Below are 19,818 nucleotides of genomic sequence, written 5' to 3' on the forward strand. Positions count from 1 at the left end.
TATTGTGGGGCAAATTGGGGCGTTCTGTGTTGCATGCGCGACGCCGAGACCCACCGGATTTTTCAAGCCGCATAGGTTAACACGGCTACCCGGCAGGCAGTACCTGCATGTCTGGCAAGCGCGCAGGGTTGCATTGAAGGCAGGTTGACAGCACCGTGCTGCCATGGAGAATTGCGCGCTCTTGCCCATCAGGGATGGCTTGCCTGACGCATTCGCGGTGGCCTGCGGCCCAATAGAAAGTTATTGCAACAGGTTGATTAGTGCAGTGAGCGCAGTTCGTTTTGATGTAGATGCGGTTTTTTGTATTTCCCTCGACACCCGCGTCGACCGGCGCGCGCTGTTCAGCGAAACCATCGGGCGACAACTCGACAATGAAGTGCACTTTCATGTCGTCGAGAAAAACAGCGACCCCAAGCGCGGTTGCTACGAGTCCCATCAGCAACTGGCCCGTCATGCGCTGGACAACGGCCTCGATCGAATCCTGATCTTCGAAGACGATGCCAAGGCTTATGAGTTCAAGCCTTCGCAAGTGCGCTGGGTAAATCGCTTCATGCAGAAACGGTCCTTCGAGGCCTTGCATCTGGGTTACTCCATGGGGCGAACCTGGCTGACCTGGTTCCCGTTCATCGCCCGCGGGCGGGTGGTGGCGCTGCATGCTTATGTGCTGTCGCGCGAGGGCTGCCGGATCCTCGCACAGACGCCCTACGATGGCACACCGGTGGATGTGGTGGTCAAGCACCGGATCCGCCAGCATTGCGTATTCCCCATGATGTTCCGCCAGCACGCCGCCGCCGTGGCCGGTAGCGACCTGGAACAGGTGGTGCGCAATGAGGACGAGTGGTGGGAGCGCAACTGGGCCAAGCATCGTCGTTCACCGATGAAGAACATCTGGCGGACCGTGCTTCGGCTGAGTTTCTGATTTGGCGTGGGCTTCAGGTGCATGCCTTGAGAGGTTTGGCGCCTGTGAGATCGAGCGCCGCCCGCGCGGCGCTTCGCAGCACAAGGCTGCTCCTACATTTGTTTCGGGCCAGTTATTCCTGAGACGAAAGTGCGCGGCCCCAGGGCGTCCACCTCGATATCGTGCCGGGTAAACAAGGCGGTCGCTTGAATTGGCACAGGCGTTACTGGCCCGAAACAGATGTAGGAGCAGCCTTGTGCTGCGAAGCGCCGCGCGGGCGGCGCTCGATCTCATGGGCGATAAAAACCTCAAGGCGAACTCCCCCAGGTCCCGCGCGCCGTCCGATGCCCATCCCTCATCCCCAAAATGCTAGGGTAGAAGGCAGTCTTCAAGGAGCCCGACATGGACCCGATCACCACGCTTGCCATCCGCCTGGGTGAGCACCTGCGCCGCTTCAACGCGCAGGTGACCACCGCCGAATCCTGCACCGGTGGCGGCATCGCCGAGGCCATAACCCGTGTGCCCGGCAGCTCGGCCTGGTTCGAGGCCGGTTACGTGACCTATTCCAATACCCAGAAAACCCGTCAGCTGGGAGTGCCCGCAGCGTTGTTCGGCCAGGTTGGCGCGGTAAGCCAGGAAGTGGTCGAAGCGATGGTCCGCGGTGCCCAGGCCGCCAGCGGTGCGCGCTTTGCCGTGGCAGTGAGCGGCGTGGCCGGGCCAGACGGTGGTTCGCCTGCCAAACCAGTGGGGACCGTGTGGTTGGCCTGGGGCGACGGCAACCATGTGTTCAGCGAGCGGCGCCAGTTCGACGGCGACCGCGAGGCGGTGCGCCGACAGACGGTGATCGCCGCATTAGACGGCTTGTTACAGCTTGGTGCCGAGTAAATCGACGACAGGGGTTTGCGCGGGCGCTTGCCTGTGGAATAATACTGGCTACTTATACAGGTATTCCGGCCGTCAGGGCCAAGTCGAACACGTGAGGATTTCAATGGACGACAACAAGAAGCGCGCCTTGGCTGCGGCCCTGGGTCAGATCGAACGCCAATTCGGCAAGGGCGCCGTCATGCGCATGGGCGACCACGAGCGCCAGGCTATCCCTGCCATCTCCACCGGCTCGCTGGGCCTGGACATCGCCCTGGGCATCGGCGGCCTGCCAAAAGGCCGTATCGTCGAGATCTACGGCCCGGAATCGTCGGGTAAGACCACACTGACTCTGTCGGTCATCGCCGAAGCCCAGAAGAACGGCGCCACCTGCGCCTTCGTCGACGCCGAACACGCCCTCGACCCCGAGTACGCCGGCAAGCTGGGCGTAAACGTCGACGACCTGCTGGTCTCGCAGCCGGACACCGGCGAACAGGCCCTGGAAATCACCGACATGCTGGTGCGTTCCAACGCTGTCGACGTGATCATCGTCGACTCCGTGGCCGCCCTGGTACCGAAGGCCGAGATCGAAGGCGAGATGGGCGACATGCACGTGGGCCTGCAGGCGCGCCTGATGTCCCAGGCGCTGCGCAAGATCACCGGTAACATCAAGAACGCCAACTGCCTGGTCATCTTCATCAACCAGATCCGTATGAAGATCGGTGTGATGTTCGGCAGCCCGGAAACCACCACCGGTGGTAACGCCCTGAAGTTCTACGCTTCGGTGCGTCTGGATATTCGCCGCACCGGCGCGGTCAAGGAAGGCGACGAGGTGGTCGGTAGCGAAACCCGCGTCAAGATCGTCAAGAACAAGGTTTCGCCACCATTCCGTCAGGCCGAGTTCCAGATCCTCTACGGCAAGGGTATCTACCGTAACGGCGAGATCATTGACCTGGGTGTTTCCCAGGGTCTGGTCGAGAAGTCCGGTGCCTGGTACGCCTACCAAGGCAACAAGATCGGTCAAGGCAAAGCCAACGCTGCCAAGTACCTGGCTGAGAACCCGGCTATTGGTGCCGAGATCGAGAAGCAGATTCGTGAGAAGCTGCTGACTTCTGGGGCTGTTGCGGCTGCTGGTAAGGCTGCTGCTGCTGAAGCCGATGCCGATGACATGGCCGACGCAGACGCCGGTTATTGATTGCGCGGTAGATAGCCGATCATGTCCGCCGTACTCGACACTCCCGTCGCCATCCGGCGGACAGCCATGGACCTGCTCGCGCGACGTGAGCACGGTCGCGTCGAGCTGACGCGCAAGTTGCGTCAGCGCGGCGCTTCGGACGAGCTTATCGAGCCTGAACTCGACCGGCTCGCCGAAGAAGGGCTGCTTAGCGAAGCCCGCTACCTCGAAAGTTTCATCCGGTACCGTTCCAGCTCCGGCTATGGCCCTGCGCGTATTCGCGAAGAGCTAGGCCAGCGCGGTTTGGCGCGTGCTGATATCGAGCAGGCGCTGCGCGAGAGCGAGGTGGACTGGGGCGAGCGCATGCGTGACGTATGGCAGCGCAAGTTTGCTGGTCAACGCCCGCAAGATCCCCGCAGCCGTGCCCAGCAGACCCGTTTTCTGGCGTACCGGGGTTTCCCCATGGACATGATCGGCCGCTTGCTCAGTGGGCGGGATATCGACGACTACTGAAGACTGGGCCGCTTTGCGGCCCTTCGCGGGCTTGCCCGCTCCCACAGGTTTGAGGCGATGTATCAGACAGTGCGTCGCTCCTGTGGGAGCGGGCAAGCCCGCGAACACCGGCGCAGCCGGTGCCATACACCGCGTTGGATTCTTCGCGGCGGTTCGACGCCTCGATGAGCCCGCTCCCACAGGATGCGCGGACTAATGTCACGATCAACTGACCTTCAACGCCTCCCTGGCCCGCTGCGTGGTATGCATGGGCTGCGGCTTGGCCCAGTTCTCCGGCAGGTTGATGAAGTCCACCAGTTCACGAAGCCGGCCTTGATCCCGACCATTGAAGGCAAATGACAAACGGGTCAGGTGACTGAAATTGCCCACTTCGTGCTCGGCACTGCTATCAGGTTGCTGGTGATACTTGCCACTCAGACGCAAGTCGGCAAAGCCTTCCTGGATGTCATACAGCGCCGCCTCGCTGAGCGGGTGATGCATGCGGATCACGAACTGGCTCTTCAGCCAGCGGCTGGAGTGGTAGTTACTGTAGAACTGGTTGATTTCCTCCACTGCCTCGTCAGCGCTGTACACCAGGCGCAGCAGTTTCAGGTCGCTTGGCAGGATGTAGCGGTTTTCCTCCAGTTGCCGGCTGATGAAATCCAGGCAGTCGCGCCAGAAGCTGCCACCTGGTGAGTCCAGCAGCACCACCGGTACCAGCGGGCTCTTGCCGGTCTGGATCAGGGTCAACACCTCCAGCGCTTCATCCAAAGTGCCGAAACCACCCGGGCACAGCACCAGGGCATCGGCCTCCTTGACGAAGAACAGCTTGCGGATGAAGAAAAAATGGAACGGCAGCAGCTTGTCGGTGCCATCCACCGTGGGGTTGGCATGTTGCTCGAAGGGCAGGGTGATGTTGAAACCCAGGCTGTGGTCGCTGCCGGCGCCTTCGTGGGCTGCCGCCATGATGCCGCCGCCGGCACCGGTGATGACCATCAGGTCGGAGCGTGCCAGGGTGGCGCCCAGTTCGCGGGCCAGGGCGTACATCGGGTGTTCCAGCGGGGTGCGCGCCGAGCCGAACACGGTCACCTTGCGCCGGCCCTTGTAACGTTCCAGGGTGCGGAACGAATGGTCCAGTTCGCGCAGCGCCTGCAGGGTGATCTTGGCGCTCCAGCGGTCGGTGTCGTCATGGGCCATGCGCAGGATGGTCAGCATCATGTCGCGGTACAGCGGCAGGTTGGGGCTGTTCGGTGCTACCAGTTGCAGTTGTGCGTCGATGTTGCTCAGGTCGATGTTGTTGTCGCGGAAGTGGCTGAACAGCAGTTCACTCGATTGGTAAGGCATGCAACGTCTCCTTCTGCACCAATACCTCTGACCTCAATCTAGACCCTTGCGCTCAATCGTGCCGGGGTGTTCGGCATCGCCGCCCGTCGGCATGCAGCCACGGGGGATGCGGGTTTGGTTAACTGGGTAAAGCGAAACGTGTCGATGCAGGAGGTGGCGTTATGCATCGCTTGATCATCGAAGTGGACCGGCAGCTTTACCAGCAGCTGGAGAATGCGGCCCTGGTGCATCACCTGAGCCTGGAAGCCGAGTGCCGGCGCAGGCTGTCGGGGCTGGAATGCCAGTCGCGCTACTTGCAGGCGCTGCTGGCAGAGATGCGCGCCGATGCCGCTGAAGGGCACTGGCGCGCCCGTGAGGACGAGAAAGCGTAGCGATCGAAGTGGTTACTTCTTCTTGTTGCCTGCGACGCAGCTGGCGTTGTCGAACGCCTGGTCCATGATCGGTTGGTTGGTCTTGTAGACCGTGAAGCGGTAGACCATCACCGCGCCTTTGGACATCAGGTTGCGGAAACCGCTGTTGCGGCAGACGCTGTCACCCAGCTGGCTGCGTACCTGATCGGGGTTGGCCTGCATGCGCGCAGCATGCTCCTGGCGAACGCTCAGGTGGTTGACCAGTGCCTTGCCTTCCACCGTGTAACCCTGGTCGAGGATGTCCTCGTTGATGGCTCGCGGGGTGCCGACACTGCTCTCTTTGGCAACCTTCTGCAGCATGTTGTTCAGGTCGTATTCCTGCTTGGAAGCCGCCTGGGCTGCCAGGGGCAGGGCGAGCAACAGGCTCAGGGCGGGGACGATACGGCGCAGCATGAATCTCTCCTGGTTCGATGACTGGCGCTTTGACATGCGCGGGTCGACGGCGTTCCGTGACAACCGCACTTTGGCTGCAAATGGGGCCGCCGTGCGGCCCATCGCCGGCAAGCTCCCACAGGGATTGCACATGGCCCAAGGCAATGCAATCGAGGTGGGAGCGGGCTTGCCGGCGATGGGCTGAGCAGCCCCAGAAGCGCGCAGGCGCGAGGCTGGGTAAAACAGCGATTATAAAGACCGCGCCGCCACCTGCACAGCAATTGGCCCCTGTTCTGATAGACTGGCGCCCTTAGTTTTCTCCGAGTCATCCTTGTGTCCATTCCCAACCTGTCCAGAGGCCTGCCGGCATGAGCCATGCGGTAGCGCGCCTGCGCGCCGAACGCCTGGCGCGCAGCAACAAGCCTTTCATCGCCCGTGGTTCGCGTGCCGAGCGCTGCCCCGACTGCCGGGTCATTGCCACTCATTGCCTGTGCGCCTGGAAGCCTCGGGTGCAGGCCGAGTCCGGCGTGTGCCTGCTGATGCATGACACCGAGCCGCTCAAGCCCACCAATACCGGCTGGCTGATCGCCGACCTGATCCAGGACACCTCGGCCTTTGGCTGGCTGCGCACTTCGGTCGACGAAGGCTTGCTGGCGTTGCTGGACGATCCGCATTGGCAGCCCTATATCGTCTTTCCCGGCGAATTCGTTGCCCAGGAGCGAGTAGTCAGCGAAGTGGTACGCGAGCCGGGCAAGCGCCCGCTGTTCATCCTGCTGGATGCCACCTGGACCGAAGCGCGCAAGATGTTCCGCAAAAGCCCATACCTTGACCGCTTCCCGGTGTTGAGCCTGCAGGCCGAGCAGATGTCCCGCTACCGGCTGCGCCGCTCCAAGCGCGATGATCACTTCTGCACTGCGGAAGTCGCGGCCATGTGCCTGGACCTGGCTGGCGATACCCAGGCCTCGCAGGCGCTGGACGCCTACCTGGATGTGTTCAGCCTGCATTACCTGAGCGGCAAGCGGCGCCTGCCGCTGGACGAGCAGGACGACACCCACCAGCGTTTGCATACCTTCCTATAGTCCAAGGGGCACAACCCCTGCTTTGGTTCATAATGACCCTTACCCGAGTGCCCGACACAGAACAGGATCCCCAGATCGATGGCCACTTACGAAATCCTGATTGCCGATGACCACCCGCTGTTCCGTGGCGCCTTGCGCCAGGCCGTTACCCTCGGCCTGGGCCCGGATGTACGCCTGGTTGAAGTCGCCAGCATTGCCGAACTGGAAACCCGCCTGAGCGAAAAAGCCGACTGGGACCTGGTGTTGCTGGACTTGAACATGCCGGGTGCCTATGGTTTTTCCGGGCTGGTGCTGCTGCGCGGGCAATACCCGCAGATACCCGTGGTGATGGTATCGGCGCAGGAAGAGGCCGCAGTGGTGGTCAAGTCCCGCGAGTTTGGTGCCAGTGGCTTCATTCCCAAGTCCAGCACCCTGGAAGTTATTCAGGATGCGGTGCGCAAAGTGCTCGATGGCGAGGTCTGGTGGCCGCCACAGGCGTTCGAAAAGGTCGATGTCTCGGCCGAGGCCAAGGCCGCCAGCGAAGGGCTGGCCAGCCTCACGCCACAGCAGTTCCGCGTACTGACCATGGTCTGTGAAGGCCTGCTGAACAAGCAGATCGCCTATGAGCTGAGCGTTTCGGAAGCGACCATCAAGGCCCACGTGACCGCGATCTTCCGCAAGCTGGGTGTGCGTACCCGGACCCAGGCGGCGTTGCTGCTGCAACAACTTGAATCGGTTGCCAGCAGCTGAGTGCGTGTGGCTTCACGCTTTTTTGACCCGTGCCGGTCTAGTCTGCTGGCCTTTCCGTTGTGAAGTGACATACATGACATCGCCATTCAAGGGCCAGACCGGCCTCAAACGTATCTTCAACGCCGCCGGCTATTCGCTGGACGGCCTGCGCGCCGCTTTCAAGGGCGAGGCCGCGTTCCGCCAGCTGGTACTGCTCAATGTGCTGCTGGTCCCGATCGCTTTCTGGCTACCGGTCAGCCGTGCGGAGCGGGCGATCATGATCGCCGTGTGCCTGTTGGGCTTGATCGTCGAACTGTTCAACTCGGCGGTGGAGGCAGCCATCGACCGCATTTCGCTCGAGCGCCACCCACTGTCGAAAAACGCCAAGGACATGGGCAGCGCCGCGCAACTGGTGGCACTGACCATGGTGGCGCTGGTGTGGGGCGTGATTCTGCTTTAAGCGATCGGTGGCAACACGATCTCGTCACTGCGTGTGAAGCCCGCAGTGAAGTTGCGGCACAGTTCGAGAAATTCGCGCATGGCCGACGTCTGGTACTTCTGTTTGTGCCAGATGAAGTAGAACTGGCGCATCAGGTCCAGCTCCGGGGTTTCCACCGGCACCAGGCTGCCGCGGCGGAAGGCGTCACGCAGAGCCAGGCGCGAGATGCAGCCGATGCCCAGGCCCGACTCCACCGCGCGCTTGATCGCTTCGGTGTGTTCCAGCTCCAGGCGGATGTTGAGGTTGGTGCGGTGGTGGCGCATGGCCTGGTCGAAGGTCAGGCGCGTGCCTGAGCCCTGTTCGCGCAGGATCCACGCTTCCTGAGACAAGGTCTGTACATCGGCGCGGCCCGCCTTGGCCAGCGGGTGCTGCGGCGCGCAGAACACCACCAGTTCGTCCTCGACCCAGGGCTGCACTTCCAGGTCCGGGTGGTTGCAATCACCTTCGATCAGACCCAGATCAATTTCGTAATGCGCCACCTGTTGCACGATATGCGCAGTGTTCTGTACGTGCAGCTTCACCTGGCTTTCCGGGTGCACCTGCATGAAGCTGCCGATCAACAAGGTGGCCAGGTAGTTGCCGATGGTCAGCGTGGCGCCGACCGCCAGCGAGCCGAAACCGGACTTGCCGTTGAGCAGGTCTTCGATTTCCTTGGCCTGGTCGAGCAGGGCCACGGCCTGCGGCAACAGTTGCTGGCCCAGGGCGTTGAGGCTCAGGCGCTTGCCGGCGCGGTCGAACAGCTGGCAGCTGGACTGGCGCTCAAGCTCGGTGATCGAGGTGCTGGCGGCCGACTGCGACAAGGCCAGCACACTGGCGGCGCGCGAAACGCTCTGGTGCTGGGCCACGGCAACGAAGACTTGCAGCTGACGAAGTGTAAATCGCATATCTATATAACCGATAACACATATCTTGATAATCCAGTTAACAGATATTGTCGCTGCCCCTAAACTATCGCGCAACTGCGCGTCTTGCGCGCGCCGCGTCTTTCTTCAGGAGCCCCATTAAATGAGCAACATGAACCACGAACGTGTCCTCAGTGTGCACCACTGGAACGACACCCTGTTCAGCTTCAAGTGCACCCGTGACCCGGGCCTGCGCTTCGAGAACGGTCAGTTCGTGATGATCGGCCTGCAACAGGACAACGGCCGTCCGCTCATGCGCGCCTATTCCATCGCTTCGCCGAACTGGGAAGAGCACCTGGAGTTCTTCAGCATCAAGGTGCCGGACGGTCCGCTGACCTCGCAGCTGCAGCACCTGAAGGAAGGCGACGAGATCATCATCAGCAAGAAGCCTACCGGTACCCTGGTTCTCGACGACCTGAAACCGGGCAAGCACCTGTACCTGTTGAGCACCGGCACTGGCCTGGCGCCGTTCATGAGTGTCATCCAGGACCCGGAAACCTACGAGCGCTTCGAGAAAGTGATTTTGGTGCACGGTGTGCGCTACGTGAACGAAGTGGCCTACCGCGAGTTCATCACCGAGCACCTGCCGCAGAACGAATTCTTCGGCGAGTCGGTTCGCGACAAGCTGATCTACTACCCGACCGTTACCCGTGAACCGTTCGAAAACCAAGGCCGCCTGACCGACCTGATGCGCAGCGGCAAGCTGTTCAGCGACATCGGCCTGCCACCGATCAACCCGGAGGACGATCGCGCGATGATCTGCGGCAGCCCGAGCATGCTCGACGAGACCAGCGAAGTGCTGGACAGCTTCGGTCTGAAGGTCTCCCCGCGCATGCGCGAGCCGGGTGACTACCTGATCGAGCGTGCCTTCGTCGAGAAGTAAGGCGCAGGCTGATGCAAAGAAGGCGACCCTAGGGTCGCCTTTCTTGTGCCTGTGATTCATGTGTCGCCAACACTGGCCTCTTCGCGGGTAAACCCGCTCCCACAGGGATAGCACAAGGCCTGACGTCAGTGGTGTCCCTGTGGGAGCGGGTTTACCCGCGAAGGGGCCGGAACAGGCAAGACACAATCTATTCCACGCGCGTCTCGCCGCTGTACACCAATATCTCCCGACACCGCTTGCACAGGTAACGCCGCCCCTGGCGCACCAGCTTGTGCCGCTGCGCGGTAAATGGGAAGTCGCTCTGCGGGCATGGGCAGCGGTAGATGTAGCGGGTCACCACGCGCCGTTGCACTTCGTAGTTGTGGCAACGGTTGGGCGGCAGTTCATACACCCCGCGCATGATCAGCTGCCACTCCTCGCCATGGGCCTGAATACGGTCGCCGAACAGCTGGTGGGCCACCAGGTGCGCCACTTCATGGGCCACGGTCTGGCGCAGGAAGTCTTCCTGGTTCTCGCGGTAAAGCTGCAGGTTGAAGCGCAGCAGGTTCTGGTGCAGGTGGGCGACACCGGCTTTTTGCCCGCGCAGCTTGAAGCTGACCTCCGGGCGCGGGAAGGGGCGTTTGAAGAAGGTTTCAGCTTGCTGGTAACAGGTTTCGACGCGTTGTCTGAGCAGCTCGGGCATGGCGGGGTGGTTCTCCTGACCGGGCATTATGCCGCAACCCCGGGCAAGCTGCCGAGCCACCGGTCAGCGCACAGCCAGAGGCCGCCTTGCGGCGGCCCCAGGTTTGATGCCCCAGTGTTGGTCGGGTCTGTTTCTAGTTGGTGTAGACGGGCCCCACGCCCAGTCCCCAGATGATCACCGTGGCGGCCATGATCGCCACCAGTACCACAAGGCCTACCGCCAGCACCGAGCTGGAGAACAGGAAGCCTTCGTCAGACGGTATGTTCATGAACGTCGGCAAGCCGACGTACAGCAGGTACACCGTGTAGCAGATGGCGGCAGTGCCGATCAGCATGCCCAGCCACAGGTGCGGGTACAGCGCCGCCAGGCCACCGATGAACAACGGGGTGGCGGTGTAGGTGGCAAAGGCGATGCACTGTGCCATTGACGGGTTGGCATCGTAGGTGCGGGCCATCCAGTGGATGAACGCCCCCATTACCGCCACCCCGGCAAGCATCGCCAGGTACGACATGATGCTCATCCAGATGGCGCTTTCCATGGTCAGCATCACCGCTGGCCGGTCGCCGATCACCCAGCCGACCTGGGTGGTACCGATGAACGCCGAAATGGCGGGGATCGCAGCCAGGATCAGGGTATGCGTCAGGTACATGTGGCTGATGGTTTCTTCTTCGCCACGAATTTCCCGCCATTCCTGGTCGGGATGGGTAAACAGCCCCACAACGTGATGAATCATGCCGATCACTCCTCTCAATGTTGCCAAACGCCCCCCAGATGGAGCGCAAGCGGCGCCAGGCCGGAACACCGAAGCAAGCGGTAATGTGGCCTTATGTCGCAGTATAGGAAGCCGTTACCGGCATAAACCGTGCTTTTTAGAGCAAATTGCGCTGTAAGGCGCGCTGTTGATTACGATGAAGTCTTTATCGGAATGCCTACAGCGCCGCCGCGTTTGTGCGTAAAATAGCCGGCTTTTGTCACACCTCGCGGATCCAAGCGCTATGGGCACCCTCTCGGTCAACCAGAACAAACTGCAAAAACGCCTGCGTCGTCTCGCCGGCGAAGCCATCACCGACTACAACATGATCGAGGATGGCGACAAGGTCATGGTCTGCCTGTCCGGCGGCAAGGACAGCTACACCATGCTCGACGTTCTGTTGCACCTGCAGAAGGTGGCACCGATCAAGTTCGAGATCGTTGCGGTGAACATGGACCAGAAGCAGCCGGGGTTCCCCGAGCATGTGCTGCCGGCCTACCTCAAGGAACTGGGCGTCGAGTACCACATCGTCGAGAAGGACACCTATTCTGTGGTCAAGGAGCTGGTCCCCGAGGGCAAGACCACCTGCTCGCTGTGTTCGCGCCTGCGCCGTGGCACCCTGTACACCTTTGCCGACGAAATCGGCGCGACCAAGATGGCGCTGGGGCACCACCGCGACGATATCGTCGAAACCTTCTTCCTCAACATGTTCTTCAACGGCGCGCTCAAGGGCATGCCGCCGAAGCTGCGCGCCGACGATGGCCGCAACGTGGTGATCCGCCCGCTGGCCTACTGCAGCGAGAAGGACATCCAGGCCTACTCGGACATGAAGGAATTCCCGATCATCCCGTGCAACCTGTGCGGCTCGCAGGAAAACCTGCAGCGCCAGGTGGTCAAGGACATGCTGGTGGAGTGGGAACGCAAGCACCCGGGGCGTACCGAGAGCATCTTCCGCGCCTTGCAGAACGTTGCACCGTCGCAGCTGGCCGACCGCAACCTGTTCGATTTCACCAGCCTGAAGATCGACGAAAACGCCACCCCGCGTTTCCTTGACGTGCTGAACATCTGAGCCCATGCGCGATTACCAGTGGTTGCACGAATACTGCCTGAACCGCTTCGGCTCGGCCCAGGCCCTGGAAGCCTTCCTGCCGCAGCCGCGCACGCCGGCGCAGCTGCGTGATATCAGTGACGACCGCTACCTGTCGACCTTGGCCCTGCGCGTGTTCCGCGCCGGGCTCAAGCACAGCCTGGTGGATGCCAAGTGGCCGGCGTTCGAGCAGGTGTTCTTCGGCTTCGACCCGGAGAAGGTGGTGTTGATGGGCGCCGAACACCTCGAACGGCTCATGCACGACGAGCGCATCATCCGCCACCTGGGCAAGCTCAAGAGCGTGCCGCGCAATGCGCAGATGGTGCTTGATATCGCGAAGGAGAAGGGCAGCTTTGGTGCGTTCATCGCCGACTGGCCGGTGACCGACATCGTCGGCTTGTGGAAGTACCTGGCCAAGCATGGTAACCAGCTGGGCGGGTTGTCGGCACCGCGCTTCTTGCGCATGGTCGGCAAGGACACGTTCATCCCTACCGATGACATGGCTGCGGCGTTGATTGCGCAGAAGGTGATCGACAAGCCGCCGACCAGCCAGCGGGACCTGGCCTTGGTGCAGCAGGCTTTCAACCAGTGGCATGCAGAGAGTGGGCGGCCGCTGTGCCAGTTGTCGGTGATGCTGGCGCATACCGTCAACCATTGAGATCTTGGGGCTGCTTTGCAGCCCAATCGCGACACAAGGCCGCTCCTACAGGAATACGCGATACCCTGTAGGAGCGGCCTTGTGTCGCGAAAGGGCCGCAAAGCGGCCCCAGAATTTACGCCCCTTCGCCCGCCATGCGCCGCTCATGCTGGAACTTCCAGCGCACATACAGCAGCCCGGCAATGAACAGCCCCAGGCTCACCAGCACTTCTACCCAGCCAAATACCGCCCGCGCCGGGTCGAACGCCGCCAGCACGCCCTTGATGAAATAGATATTCACCACGAAGCAGGTCCAGGCATGTGCCCGGGCGCTGCCGGTCAGCATGCCCGGCAGCAACAGCAGCAACGGCACCAGTTCGATTGCCAGGATCACCTCGACCCGCGCCCCGTGCAGGTTGGCGAACCACAGGTTGTTCACTACCAGCAGGGCGATCAAGCCGAAGAAGAACGCCAGGCTCAGCGCCCGCGTCAGGCGCAGGCGCGGTGCCAACCATTCCAGCGCCGGCAACACCTTGGGCTTCTTAGCCACGTGCGGCCTCCAGGGCCTTGGCGGTGGTCGCCAGGCGTTGGCCAAGGGCGCGGCACAGGGCGATCTCGTGCTGGTCGAGCTCGCGCTTGCCATCGGCGCCAGCATGATGGCTGGCGCCATACGGGGTGCCGCCACCACGGGTCTCGAGCAGTGCCGATTCGCTGTACGGCAGGCCCATCACCAGCATGCCGTGGTGCATCAGGGGCAGCATCATCGACAGCAGAGTGGTTTCCTGCCCGCCGTGCAGGCTGGCAGTGGAGGTGAAAACGCCTGCCGGCTTGCCGACCAGTTCACCGCCCAGCCACAGGCTGCTGGTACCATCCAGGAAATACTTGAGCGGCGCCGCCATGTTGCCGAAGCGGGTCGGGCTGCCCAGTACCAGGCCGGCGCAGTGGCGCAGGTCGTCCAGGGTGGCGTACAGCGCGCCACTGGCCGGGATGTCCGGGGCCACCGCTTCGCACTCGGTGGAAATCGCCGGCACCGTGCGCAGGCGGGCTTCCATGCCGGCCAGCTCGATGCCGCGGGCGATGTGCCGGGCCATCTCGCTGGTCGAACCATGGCGGCTGTAATACAGCACCAGGATATAGGGCTGGCTCACGGCAGGATCTCCAGTACTTTCTCGGGCGGGCGGCCAACCACGGCCTTGTCACCGGCGACCAGGATCGGCCGCTCGATCAGTTTGGGGTGGCGGGCCATGGCCTCGATCAGTTGTGCGTCGGTCAGCGCCGGGTCGGCCAGGTTGAGCTCCTTGTACTCGTCCTCTCCGGTACGCAGCAGCTGGCGCGGGGCGATGCCCAGCTTGCCGAGCAGGGCCTTCAGGGTGGCGGCGTCGGGCGGGGTCTCGAGGTAGCGAACGACGGTCGGCGCCAGGCCGCGAGCTTCGAGCAGTTCCAGGGCGCCGCGGGATTTCGAGCAGCGCGGGTTATGATAGAGCGTGAGGTCGGTCATGTCGGGTCGCATCCAGCAGGGTGTGGCGGCTATTCTAACCGCAGCGACTGACCAATTTGCTTTAAAACTCGAGAAGGATTGACCCATGGCAAGGCGTCTGGCAGCAGTACTGGCCATCACCGCGAGCCTGTTGCTCGGTGGTTGCGGTGCCGATTATGGCGTGGACCAACACGGTAATACGATTAAGGCCGAACAACTCGATGGGCACTGGCTGGTGCTCAATTACTGGGCCGAATGGTGCGGACCGTGCCGTACCGAAATCCCTGAACTGAACGCGGCAGCCAAGCAGTGGGCGGCCGACGGTATCAAGGTGGTGGGGGTGAACTTCGACGGCTTGCAGGGGCAGGAGCTCAAGCAGGCTGCCGAAACCCTGGGCATCGCTTTCACCGTATTGGCGCAGGACCCGGCCGAACGCTATGACTTGCCACGTAGCGAGGCATTGCCGGTTACCTACATCATCGATGACAAGGGCAAGGTGCGGGAGCAGCTGATGGGCGAGCAGACCCTGGAAGGGCTGCAGGCCAAGATCAAGGCCTTGAAGGGCGCCTGATGCATTTTGGGGCTGCATTGCAGCCCATCGCGACACAAGGCCGCTCCTACAGGGTGATGCGATCTCCTGTAGGAGCGGCCTTGTGTCGCGATGGGCCGCAAAGCGGCCCCCCAATGATCCTCAGCCTTCCTCAGGCCAGAAGCGCAGCGGCTTGCCTTCGGCCGGCCAGAAACGCACCTGCTCGATAGGCGACACATCCCAGCGCTGCACCGTTTCCAGCGCCTGCAGGAAGCGCTTTTCCTGCTCCATCAACGCCGGTGCGCAGAGCTTGCGGGTCTTGCCGACCTTGCCGAAACTAAGGTGCTCGCCGTCCAGTGTGTACGGCGCGAACCAGTGGTTGCAGCCGCCGTTGCCATAGGCACGGCCATCGCTGGCCAGGGTCAGGGTCAGGTGGCTGTAATCGATCAGTGGTCGCTCGCCAATCCACTCCAGCACGTAGCTGCGCTCCTGCTGCAGTTTGGAAGGTTCCGCGGCGCAGCCGAGCAGGCCGCTGGCAATCAGCACGCCGGTCAGCAGATTCTTCACTCGGCGCTCTCCTGGCAACGCGGGCACAAGTGTTTTTCGCCACGGCTGGCCCAGTCCAGCTCAGCTACGCGCGCGCTGGCGGCAGGCTGGCGGGCTTTCTTGCCCAGCTTGGCGTCCACCGCGAACTCGAAGTCCAGCACGGCGTCGCAGCTGTCGCACGCGACCTGCCAGGTGAGGATTTCCAGCTCGTTGAACACTGGGCCGCTGGCCACGGCAACCCACTGGCCGCGCGGGTTGATCAGGTGGCGCACGCTCTCCACTGTCAGGCGCATGGACAAGTCCTTGCTGCCTTTGAGGGTGACCAGCAGGGTGTCGCCTATGTGCATCGAGCCGCCGTTGCCGGTGACCTGATAGCGGCCCGGCACCAGGGCGCGGCACTCGATAAGCGTGTGTTGCGGGTTGAAAAGGGTGTAGCGGAAATCGTGCTCGACCATGGGTCCTCCAGAAATGCCGCGTATCCTAGCACTAACCCATCACCAGATTCTGTGGATTGCCTGCCGCCCAGCGGTTGATGTTGTCCAGCGTGGTCGCGGCGATGGCATCCAGTGCCTCGTGGGTGAGAAACGCCTGATGGGCGGTGATGATCACGTTGGGGAAGGTCAACAGGCGGGCCAGTACGTCGTCCTGTAGAGGCAAGTCGGAGCGGTCCTCGAAGAACAGCTGGGCTTCTTCTTCGTAGACGTCCAGGCCCAGGTAGCCGAGCTGGCCGCTCTTCAGCGCGTCGATCAGCGCCGGAGTGTCGACCAGCGCGCCGCGGCCGGTATTGATCAGCATGGCGCCGGGCTGCAACTGGGCCAGGCTTTGTGCATTGATCAGGTGCCGGGTGTGCTCGGTCAGCGGGCAGTGCAGGCTGATGACGCGGGCTTCGCGCAGCAACTCGGGCAATGGCAGGTAGCGCGCGCCCAGGGCCAGCAGCTCCGGGTTGGGGTAGGGGTCATAGGCCAGCAACTGGCAGCCGAAACCGGCCATGATGCGGGCGAACGCGGTGCCGATCTGGCCGGTACCAACCACCCCGACGGTCTTGCCATGCAGGTCGAAACCGGTAAGCCCGTGCAGGGTGAAGTCACCCTCGCGGGTGCGGTTGTAGGCCCGGTGCAGGCGCCGGTTCAGGGCCAGGATCAGCGCCACGGCGTGTTCGGCCACGGCGTGCGGTGAATAGGCCGGTACGCGCACCACGGTCAGGCCCAGGCGTTGGGCAGTGGCCAGGTCGACATGGTTGTAGCCGGCCGAACGCAGGGCGACCAGGCGTGTGCCGCCTGTGGCCAGGCGCTGCAGCACCTGGGCGTCGAGTTCGTCATTGATGAAGGCGCAGACCACCTCGTAGCCATCGGCCAGGGCAGCGGTGTCGAGGGTCAGGCGGGCGGGCTGGAAGTGCAGGTCCAGGGTTGTGCCGCTGGCGGCCCGGGTGAAGCTTTCCTGGTCGTAGTGCTGGCTGCTGAACAACAGGGCGCGCATGGTGGGGCTTCCTTTGCAGTGGTCTGGGGATTGTAGCCAGCGATGTCTGCCCGCTATTGATCCATGCCGGCCAGGTCATTTTTTTGTAGGAGCAGCCTTGTGCTGCGAAGAGGTCGGCACAGGCGATACATCAATGGCGCCTGCACCGGCCTCTTCGCAACACAAGGCTGCTCCTACAAAGAATGTGCTCGGGTTTCAGGCGCTCAATCTGGCCTGGGCAGCCAGGCGGTTGATCGCCGCATCCAGTTCATCCAGTGCCTGTTGTGCCAGCGGGTTTTCCTGCTTGAGCAAGGTTTCGCTGCGCTGGCACGCGGCCCGCAACTGCGGCACGCCGCAATAACGCGAAGCGCCGTTCAGGCGGTGTACCTGTTCGATCAGGCCGTTGCGGTCGTCGGCCTCGCGGGCTGCGCGTATGGCTTCGCGGTCGGCTTCCAGCGAGGTCAGCAGCATGCTCAGCATATCGGCCGCCAGGTCTGCTTTGCCGGCGGCCAGGCGCAGGCCTTCCTCGGGGTCCAGCACCTTCAGGTCATCGCCGTTGTCCAGTTGCTCGGCCAGGCGTTCCTGCTGTGGTGCGCCCAGGCTCAGGCCGGTCCATTTCATCACCACCTGGGCCAGTTGCCGTTCGCTGATCGGCTTGGTCAGGTAGTCGTCCATGCCACCGTGCAGCAACGCGCGTTTTTCGTTGGCCATGGCGTGGGCGGTGAGGGCGACGATCGGCAGAGGGTTGCTGCTTTGGGTGTTTTCCCACAGGCGGATCTGCTCGGTGCAGGCGCGGCCGTCCATGCCCGGCATCTGCACGTCCATCAGCACCAGGTCGAACGGCTCGTCCTGCACCGCCTGCACCGCCGCATAGCCGTTGTCGACGGCCAGCACCTCGGCGCCCATATCCTCGAGCAGGGTCTGCACCAGCAACAGGTTGGCGGGGTTGTCGTCGACGCAGAGGATTTTCGGCTGGCGCTGGCCGTTGACGCTGTTCACCTCGCCCTGCGGGCGGCGCGGTTGTAGCAGTTCCAGCAACAGGCGGCGCAGTTTGCGCGTGCAGGTCGGCTTGGACAGCAACTGGCCATGGCCGTTGGGCAGGTACGGATGGTAAAGCGCCTGCTCGGTGGTCGGGCACAGCACCACGCACTGGCAATGGTAGCGTTCGAGCTGCTGGTGGTAATGGCCCAGCTGCTCGGGCGACAGGTTGCCAAGGTTGGCCCCGAGCACGGCGAAGTCGAATGGCAGGCCGGCCTGGCTGGCAGCTTGCACGCCCTGCAGCAGCTGGTCGAAGGTGGGGAACAGGCTGACACTGAGGCCGCAGTCCTCCAGCTGGTGTTCCAACGCCTGGCGCGCCAGTTCGTGGCCGTCGACGATGGCTGCGCGGCGGCCCAGCAGCGGTTGCAGCGGCAGGTCCTCGACACCGTCGTGGGCCTTGGGCAGGTTGAGGCTGATCCAGAACTGCGAACCCTCGCCCGGGGTGCTGTCGACGCCGATTTCGCCACCCATCTGTTCGATCAGACGCTTGGAAATCACCAGCCCCAGGCCAGTGCCGCCAGGCTGGCGGGCCAGCGAGTTGTCGGCCTGGCTGAACGCCTGGAACAGCGTACGCACATCCTGCGGCGACAGGCCGATGCCGGTGTCCTGCACGCTGATGCGCAGTTGCGCACTGTCTTCGTGCTCGTCTTCGAGCATGGCGCGCACGACGATGGTGCCCTCGCGGGTGAACTTGATGGCGTTGCTGACCAGGTTGGTAAGGATCTGCTTGAGCCGCAACGGGTCGCCGATCAGCGACGACGGGGTATCGCGGTAGATCAGGCTGAGTAGCTCCAGCTGCTTGGCGTGGGCAGCGGGAGCGAGGATGGTCAGGGTGTCCTGGATCAGGTCGCGCAGGTTGAAGGGGATGCTGTCGAGCACCAGCTTGCCGGCCTCGATCTTGGAGAAATCGAGGATCTCGTTGATGATCCCGAGCAGGTTGTCGGCGGACTTCTCGATGGTGCTCAGGTAGTCCAGCTGGCGTGGTGTCAGCTCGCTTTTCTGCAGCAGGTGGGTGAAACCGAGGATGCCGTTGAGCGGGGTGCGGATTTCGTGGCTCATGTTGGCCAGGAATTCCGACTTGATGCGGCTGGCCTCCAGGGCCTCCTTGCGCGCCATGTCCAGCTCGATGTTCTGGATCTCGATGGTTTCCAGGTTCTGGCGCACGTCCTCGGTGGCCTGGTCGATGCTGTGTTGCAGCTCTTCGTGGGCGTTGTGCAGGGTTTCGGCCATGCGGTTGATGCCGCGCGCCAGCTCGTCCAGTTCATGGCTGCCCATGGCCGGCAGGCGTTCCTCGAGGTGGCCGTCCTTGAGCTGGTTGACCGCGTGCTTGATGCGCTTGATCGGGTCGTTGATGGTGCGGCTCATGCGCAGTGCCAGCAAGCCGCTGAGCACCAGGCAGGCGAGAATCAGCAGCAGGCTGGTGAACAGGTTGCGGTAGCCGCGCAGCAGGGTGCCGTCGTGGGACAGCTCGATCTCGACCCAACCCAGCAGGCGTTCGGTTTCGGCCGGCACGGCATCGGTGGCCAGGTCGCGATGGTGGCCGAACACCGGCATCAGGTAGCGGGTGGCGTCATTGCCGCTGCGTTGCAGCAGTTGGGTGCCGGTGCCGCCGCTGGGCGGCTGGTTGAGCATGCTCGGGCCGGCGTGGGCCAGGCGCGTGCGGTCCGGGGCCAGGAAGGCGACCGCGCGCACATCCGCCTGCTCCAGGGTTTGCGCGGCAATACGCTCCAGTTGCGCCGGTGCCAGTTTGGCCATGGCAGGCGCGGCCAGCGGCGCCAGTTGCTCGGCGATCATCTTGCCGCGTTGCAGCAGCTGGGTGCGCAGGTCGTTCTGTTGCAGCCAGGTGAAGTAACTACCCAGCACCAGGGCCATCAGGCCGGCCGGCAGCAGAGCCAGCAGCAGGACCCGGCTGCGAATTCCCAAGCGATCGAGCACACTCGCCTCCTGTCATGTGCCTGGTCACCGTCAAGCAATGACGGCCAAGCCGGGAAGTT

General features: G+C 62.9%; 25 protein-coding genes. 13 read left to right on the forward strand and 12 right to left on the reverse strand.

Annotated elements, in window-relative coordinates; translation table 11 throughout:
• Window positions 1–265: 265 nt before the first annotated feature.
• From JV551A3_RS08125 to recX, 4 genes are all read left to right on the forward strand, one after another.
• Window positions 266–919, forward strand: coding sequence for a glycosyltransferase family 25 protein (locus tag JV551A3_RS08125; RefSeq protein ID WP_133970550.1), 654 nt, complete (start codon window positions 266–268; stop codon window positions 917–919).
• A 381-nt stretch (window positions 920–1,300) separates the two neighbouring features.
• On the forward strand, window positions 1,301–1,783 hold the full coding sequence (locus JV551A3_RS08130; protein ID WP_133970551.1) for a CinA family protein: 483 nt from the start codon (window positions 1,301–1,303) through the stop codon (window positions 1,781–1,783).
• Between the two features lie 103 nt (window positions 1,784–1,886).
• Window positions 1,887–2,954, forward strand: a complete 1,068-nt coding sequence (gene recA / locus JV551A3_RS08135) for a recombinase RecA (RefSeq protein WP_015269214.1) — start codon at window positions 1,887–1,889, stop codon at window positions 2,952–2,954.
• A 21-nt stretch (window positions 2,955–2,975) separates the two neighbouring features.
• A complete protein-coding gene (gene recX / locus JV551A3_RS08140; protein WP_085619270.1) occupies window positions 2,976–3,446 on the forward strand; it encodes a recombination regulator RecX in 471 nt (156 codons plus the stop codon).
• A 204-nt stretch (window positions 3,447–3,650) separates the two neighbouring features.
• Here recX and JV551A3_RS08150 read toward each other — a convergent pair whose 3' ends face one another.
• Window positions 3,651–4,769, reverse strand: a complete 1,119-nt coding sequence (locus tag JV551A3_RS08150) for an LOG family protein (RefSeq protein WP_133970553.1) — start codon at window positions 4,767–4,769, stop codon at window positions 3,651–3,653.
• A gap of 161 nt (window positions 4,770–4,930) precedes the next feature.
• On the opposite strand from JV551A3_RS08150, the gene JV551A3_RS08155 reads away from it, so the two are divergent.
• On the forward strand, window positions 4,931–5,140 hold the full coding sequence (locus JV551A3_RS08155) for a hypothetical protein (RefSeq protein WP_133970554.1): 210 nt from the start codon (window positions 4,931–4,933) through the stop codon (window positions 5,138–5,140).
• Between the two features lie 12 nt (window positions 5,141–5,152).
• Here JV551A3_RS08155 and JV551A3_RS08160 read toward each other — a convergent pair whose 3' ends face one another.
• On the reverse strand, window positions 5,153–5,572 hold the full coding sequence (locus JV551A3_RS08160; protein ID WP_112251085.1) for a quorum-sensing-regulated virulence factor family protein: 420 nt from the start codon (window positions 5,570–5,572) through the stop codon (window positions 5,153–5,155).
• Here JV551A3_RS08160 and JV551A3_RS08165 point away from each other — a divergent pair.
• The 4 genes from JV551A3_RS08165 to JV551A3_RS08180 all read left to right on the forward strand — a co-directional run bounded on the left by JV551A3_RS08165 (window position 5,571) and on the right by JV551A3_RS08180 (window position 7,798).
• Complete coding sequence (locus JV551A3_RS08165) at window positions 5,571–5,756, forward strand: hypothetical protein (protein WP_133978559.1); 186 nt, start codon at window positions 5,571–5,573, stop codon at window positions 5,754–5,756. The two genes, JV551A3_RS08160 and JV551A3_RS08165, sit on opposite strands and share 2 nt — an antisense overlap.
• Window positions 5,757–5,919: 163 nt before the next feature.
• Window positions 5,920–6,630 carry a tRNA-uridine aminocarboxypropyltransferase gene (locus JV551A3_RS08170; RefSeq protein ID WP_133970556.1) on the forward strand — a complete coding sequence of 237 codons (711 nt, stop codon included), beginning with the start codon at window positions 5,920–5,922 and terminating at the stop codon, window positions 6,628–6,630.
• Window positions 6,631–6,708: 78 nt separating this feature from the next.
• On the forward strand, window positions 6,709–7,359 hold the full coding sequence (gene erdR / locus JV551A3_RS08175) for a response regulator transcription factor ErdR (protein ID WP_112251088.1): 651 nt from the start codon (window positions 6,709–6,711) through the stop codon (window positions 7,357–7,359).
• A 73-nt stretch (window positions 7,360–7,432) separates the two neighbouring features.
• Window positions 7,433–7,798, forward strand: a complete 366-nt coding sequence (locus JV551A3_RS08180; RefSeq protein ID WP_004375479.1) for a diacylglycerol kinase — start codon at window positions 7,433–7,435, stop codon at window positions 7,796–7,798.
• On the opposite strand, the gene finR is transcribed toward JV551A3_RS08180, so the two are convergent.
• On the reverse strand, window positions 7,795–8,721 hold the full coding sequence (finR, locus tag JV551A3_RS08185; protein WP_133970557.1) for a LysR family transcriptional regulator FinR: 927 nt from the start codon (window positions 8,719–8,721) through the stop codon (window positions 7,795–7,797). The genes JV551A3_RS08180 and finR overlap by 4 nt on opposite strands.
• A gap of 121 nt (window positions 8,722–8,842) precedes the next feature.
• On the opposite strand from finR, the gene fpr reads away from it, so the two are divergent.
• A complete protein-coding gene (fpr, locus tag JV551A3_RS08190) occupies window positions 8,843–9,622 on the forward strand; it encodes a ferredoxin-NADP reductase (protein ID WP_079229370.1) in 780 nt (259 codons plus the stop codon).
• Between the two features lie 187 nt (window positions 9,623–9,809).
• Here fpr and JV551A3_RS08195 read toward each other — a convergent pair whose 3' ends face one another.
• Window positions 9,810–10,304, reverse strand: coding sequence for a SprT family zinc-dependent metalloprotease (locus JV551A3_RS08195; protein ID WP_112251091.1), 495 nt, complete (start codon window positions 10,302–10,304; stop codon window positions 9,810–9,812).
• 133 nt (window positions 10,305–10,437) lie between these two features.
• On the reverse strand, window positions 10,438–11,037 hold the full coding sequence (locus JV551A3_RS08200; RefSeq protein ID WP_012270925.1) for a Yip1 family protein: 600 nt from the start codon (window positions 11,035–11,037) through the stop codon (window positions 10,438–10,440).
• A gap of 262 nt (window positions 11,038–11,299) precedes the next feature.
• Between JV551A3_RS08200 and ttcA the strand changes: the two genes are divergently transcribed.
• Window positions 11,300–12,124, forward strand: a complete 825-nt coding sequence (gene ttcA, locus JV551A3_RS08205; RefSeq protein ID WP_012270926.1) for a tRNA 2-thiocytidine(32) synthetase TtcA — start codon at window positions 11,300–11,302, stop codon at window positions 12,122–12,124.
• A gap of 4 nt (window positions 12,125–12,128) precedes the next feature.
• The gene (locus JV551A3_RS08210) at window positions 12,129–12,800 is read left to right on the forward strand and encodes a DNA-3-methyladenine glycosylase I (RefSeq protein WP_133970558.1); all 672 of its coding nucleotides are present in this window, start codon (window positions 12,129–12,131) and stop codon (window positions 12,798–12,800) included.
• A 115-nt stretch (window positions 12,801–12,915) separates the two neighbouring features.
• Here JV551A3_RS08210 and JV551A3_RS08215 read toward each other — a convergent pair whose 3' ends face one another.
• From JV551A3_RS08215 to arsC, 3 genes are read right to left on the reverse strand one after another with little or no spacing between them, the layout of a single operon-like run.
• A complete protein-coding gene (locus JV551A3_RS08215; RefSeq protein WP_133970559.1) occupies window positions 12,916–13,329 on the reverse strand; it encodes a DUF2069 domain-containing protein in 414 nt (137 codons plus the stop codon).
• Window positions 13,322–13,927 (reverse strand): NAD(P)H:quinone oxidoreductase, encoded by a 606-nt coding sequence (gene wrbA, locus JV551A3_RS08220; protein WP_025338005.1) that lies wholly within the window; start codon window positions 13,925–13,927, stop codon window positions 13,322–13,324. The genes JV551A3_RS08215 and wrbA overlap by 8 nt, the downstream gene beginning before the upstream one ends.
• Entirely contained in the window at window positions 13,924–14,277 is a 354-nt protein-coding gene (arsC, locus tag JV551A3_RS08225; protein WP_112251095.1) for an arsenate reductase (glutaredoxin), read from the reverse strand. Before arsC ends, wrbA begins: the two co-directional genes overlap by 4 nt.
• Before the next feature lie 85 nt (window positions 14,278–14,362).
• Here arsC and JV551A3_RS08230 point away from each other — a divergent pair, with 85 nt between their 5' ends.
• Window positions 14,363–14,827 carry a TlpA disulfide reductase family protein gene (locus JV551A3_RS08230; protein ID WP_133970560.1) on the forward strand — a complete coding sequence of 155 codons (465 nt, stop codon included), beginning with the start codon at window positions 14,363–14,365 and terminating at the stop codon, window positions 14,825–14,827.
• A gap of 120 nt (window positions 14,828–14,947) precedes the next feature.
• Here JV551A3_RS08230 and JV551A3_RS08235 read toward each other — a convergent pair whose 3' ends face one another.
• The 4 genes from JV551A3_RS08235 to JV551A3_RS08250 all read right to left on the reverse strand — a co-directional run bounded on the left by JV551A3_RS08235 (window position 14,948) and on the right by JV551A3_RS08250 (window position 19,759).
• Entirely contained in the window at window positions 14,948–15,352 is a 405-nt protein-coding gene (locus tag JV551A3_RS08235) for an META domain-containing protein (protein ID WP_112251099.1), read from the reverse strand.
• Window positions 15,349–15,786, reverse strand: coding sequence for a hypothetical protein (locus tag JV551A3_RS08240; protein ID WP_133970561.1), 438 nt, complete (start codon window positions 15,784–15,786; stop codon window positions 15,349–15,351). The genes JV551A3_RS08235 and JV551A3_RS08240 overlap by 4 nt, the downstream gene beginning before the upstream one ends.
• 31 nt (window positions 15,787–15,817) lie before the next feature.
• The gene (locus JV551A3_RS08245) at window positions 15,818–16,807 is read right to left on the reverse strand and encodes a 2-hydroxyacid dehydrogenase (RefSeq protein ID WP_133970562.1); all 990 of its coding nucleotides are present in this window, start codon (window positions 16,805–16,807) and stop codon (window positions 15,818–15,820) included.
• A gap of 195 nt (window positions 16,808–17,002) precedes the next feature.
• Entirely contained in the window at window positions 17,003–19,759 is a 2,757-nt protein-coding gene (locus JV551A3_RS08250; protein WP_133970563.1) for a response regulator, read from the reverse strand.
• Between the last annotated feature and the right edge of the window lie 59 nt (window positions 19,760–19,818).

The sequence above is a fragment of the Pseudomonas inefficax genome, from assembly GCF_900277125.1.
Taxonomy (GTDB): domain Bacteria; phylum Pseudomonadota; class Gammaproteobacteria; order Pseudomonadales; family Pseudomonadaceae; genus Aquipseudomonas; species Aquipseudomonas inefficax.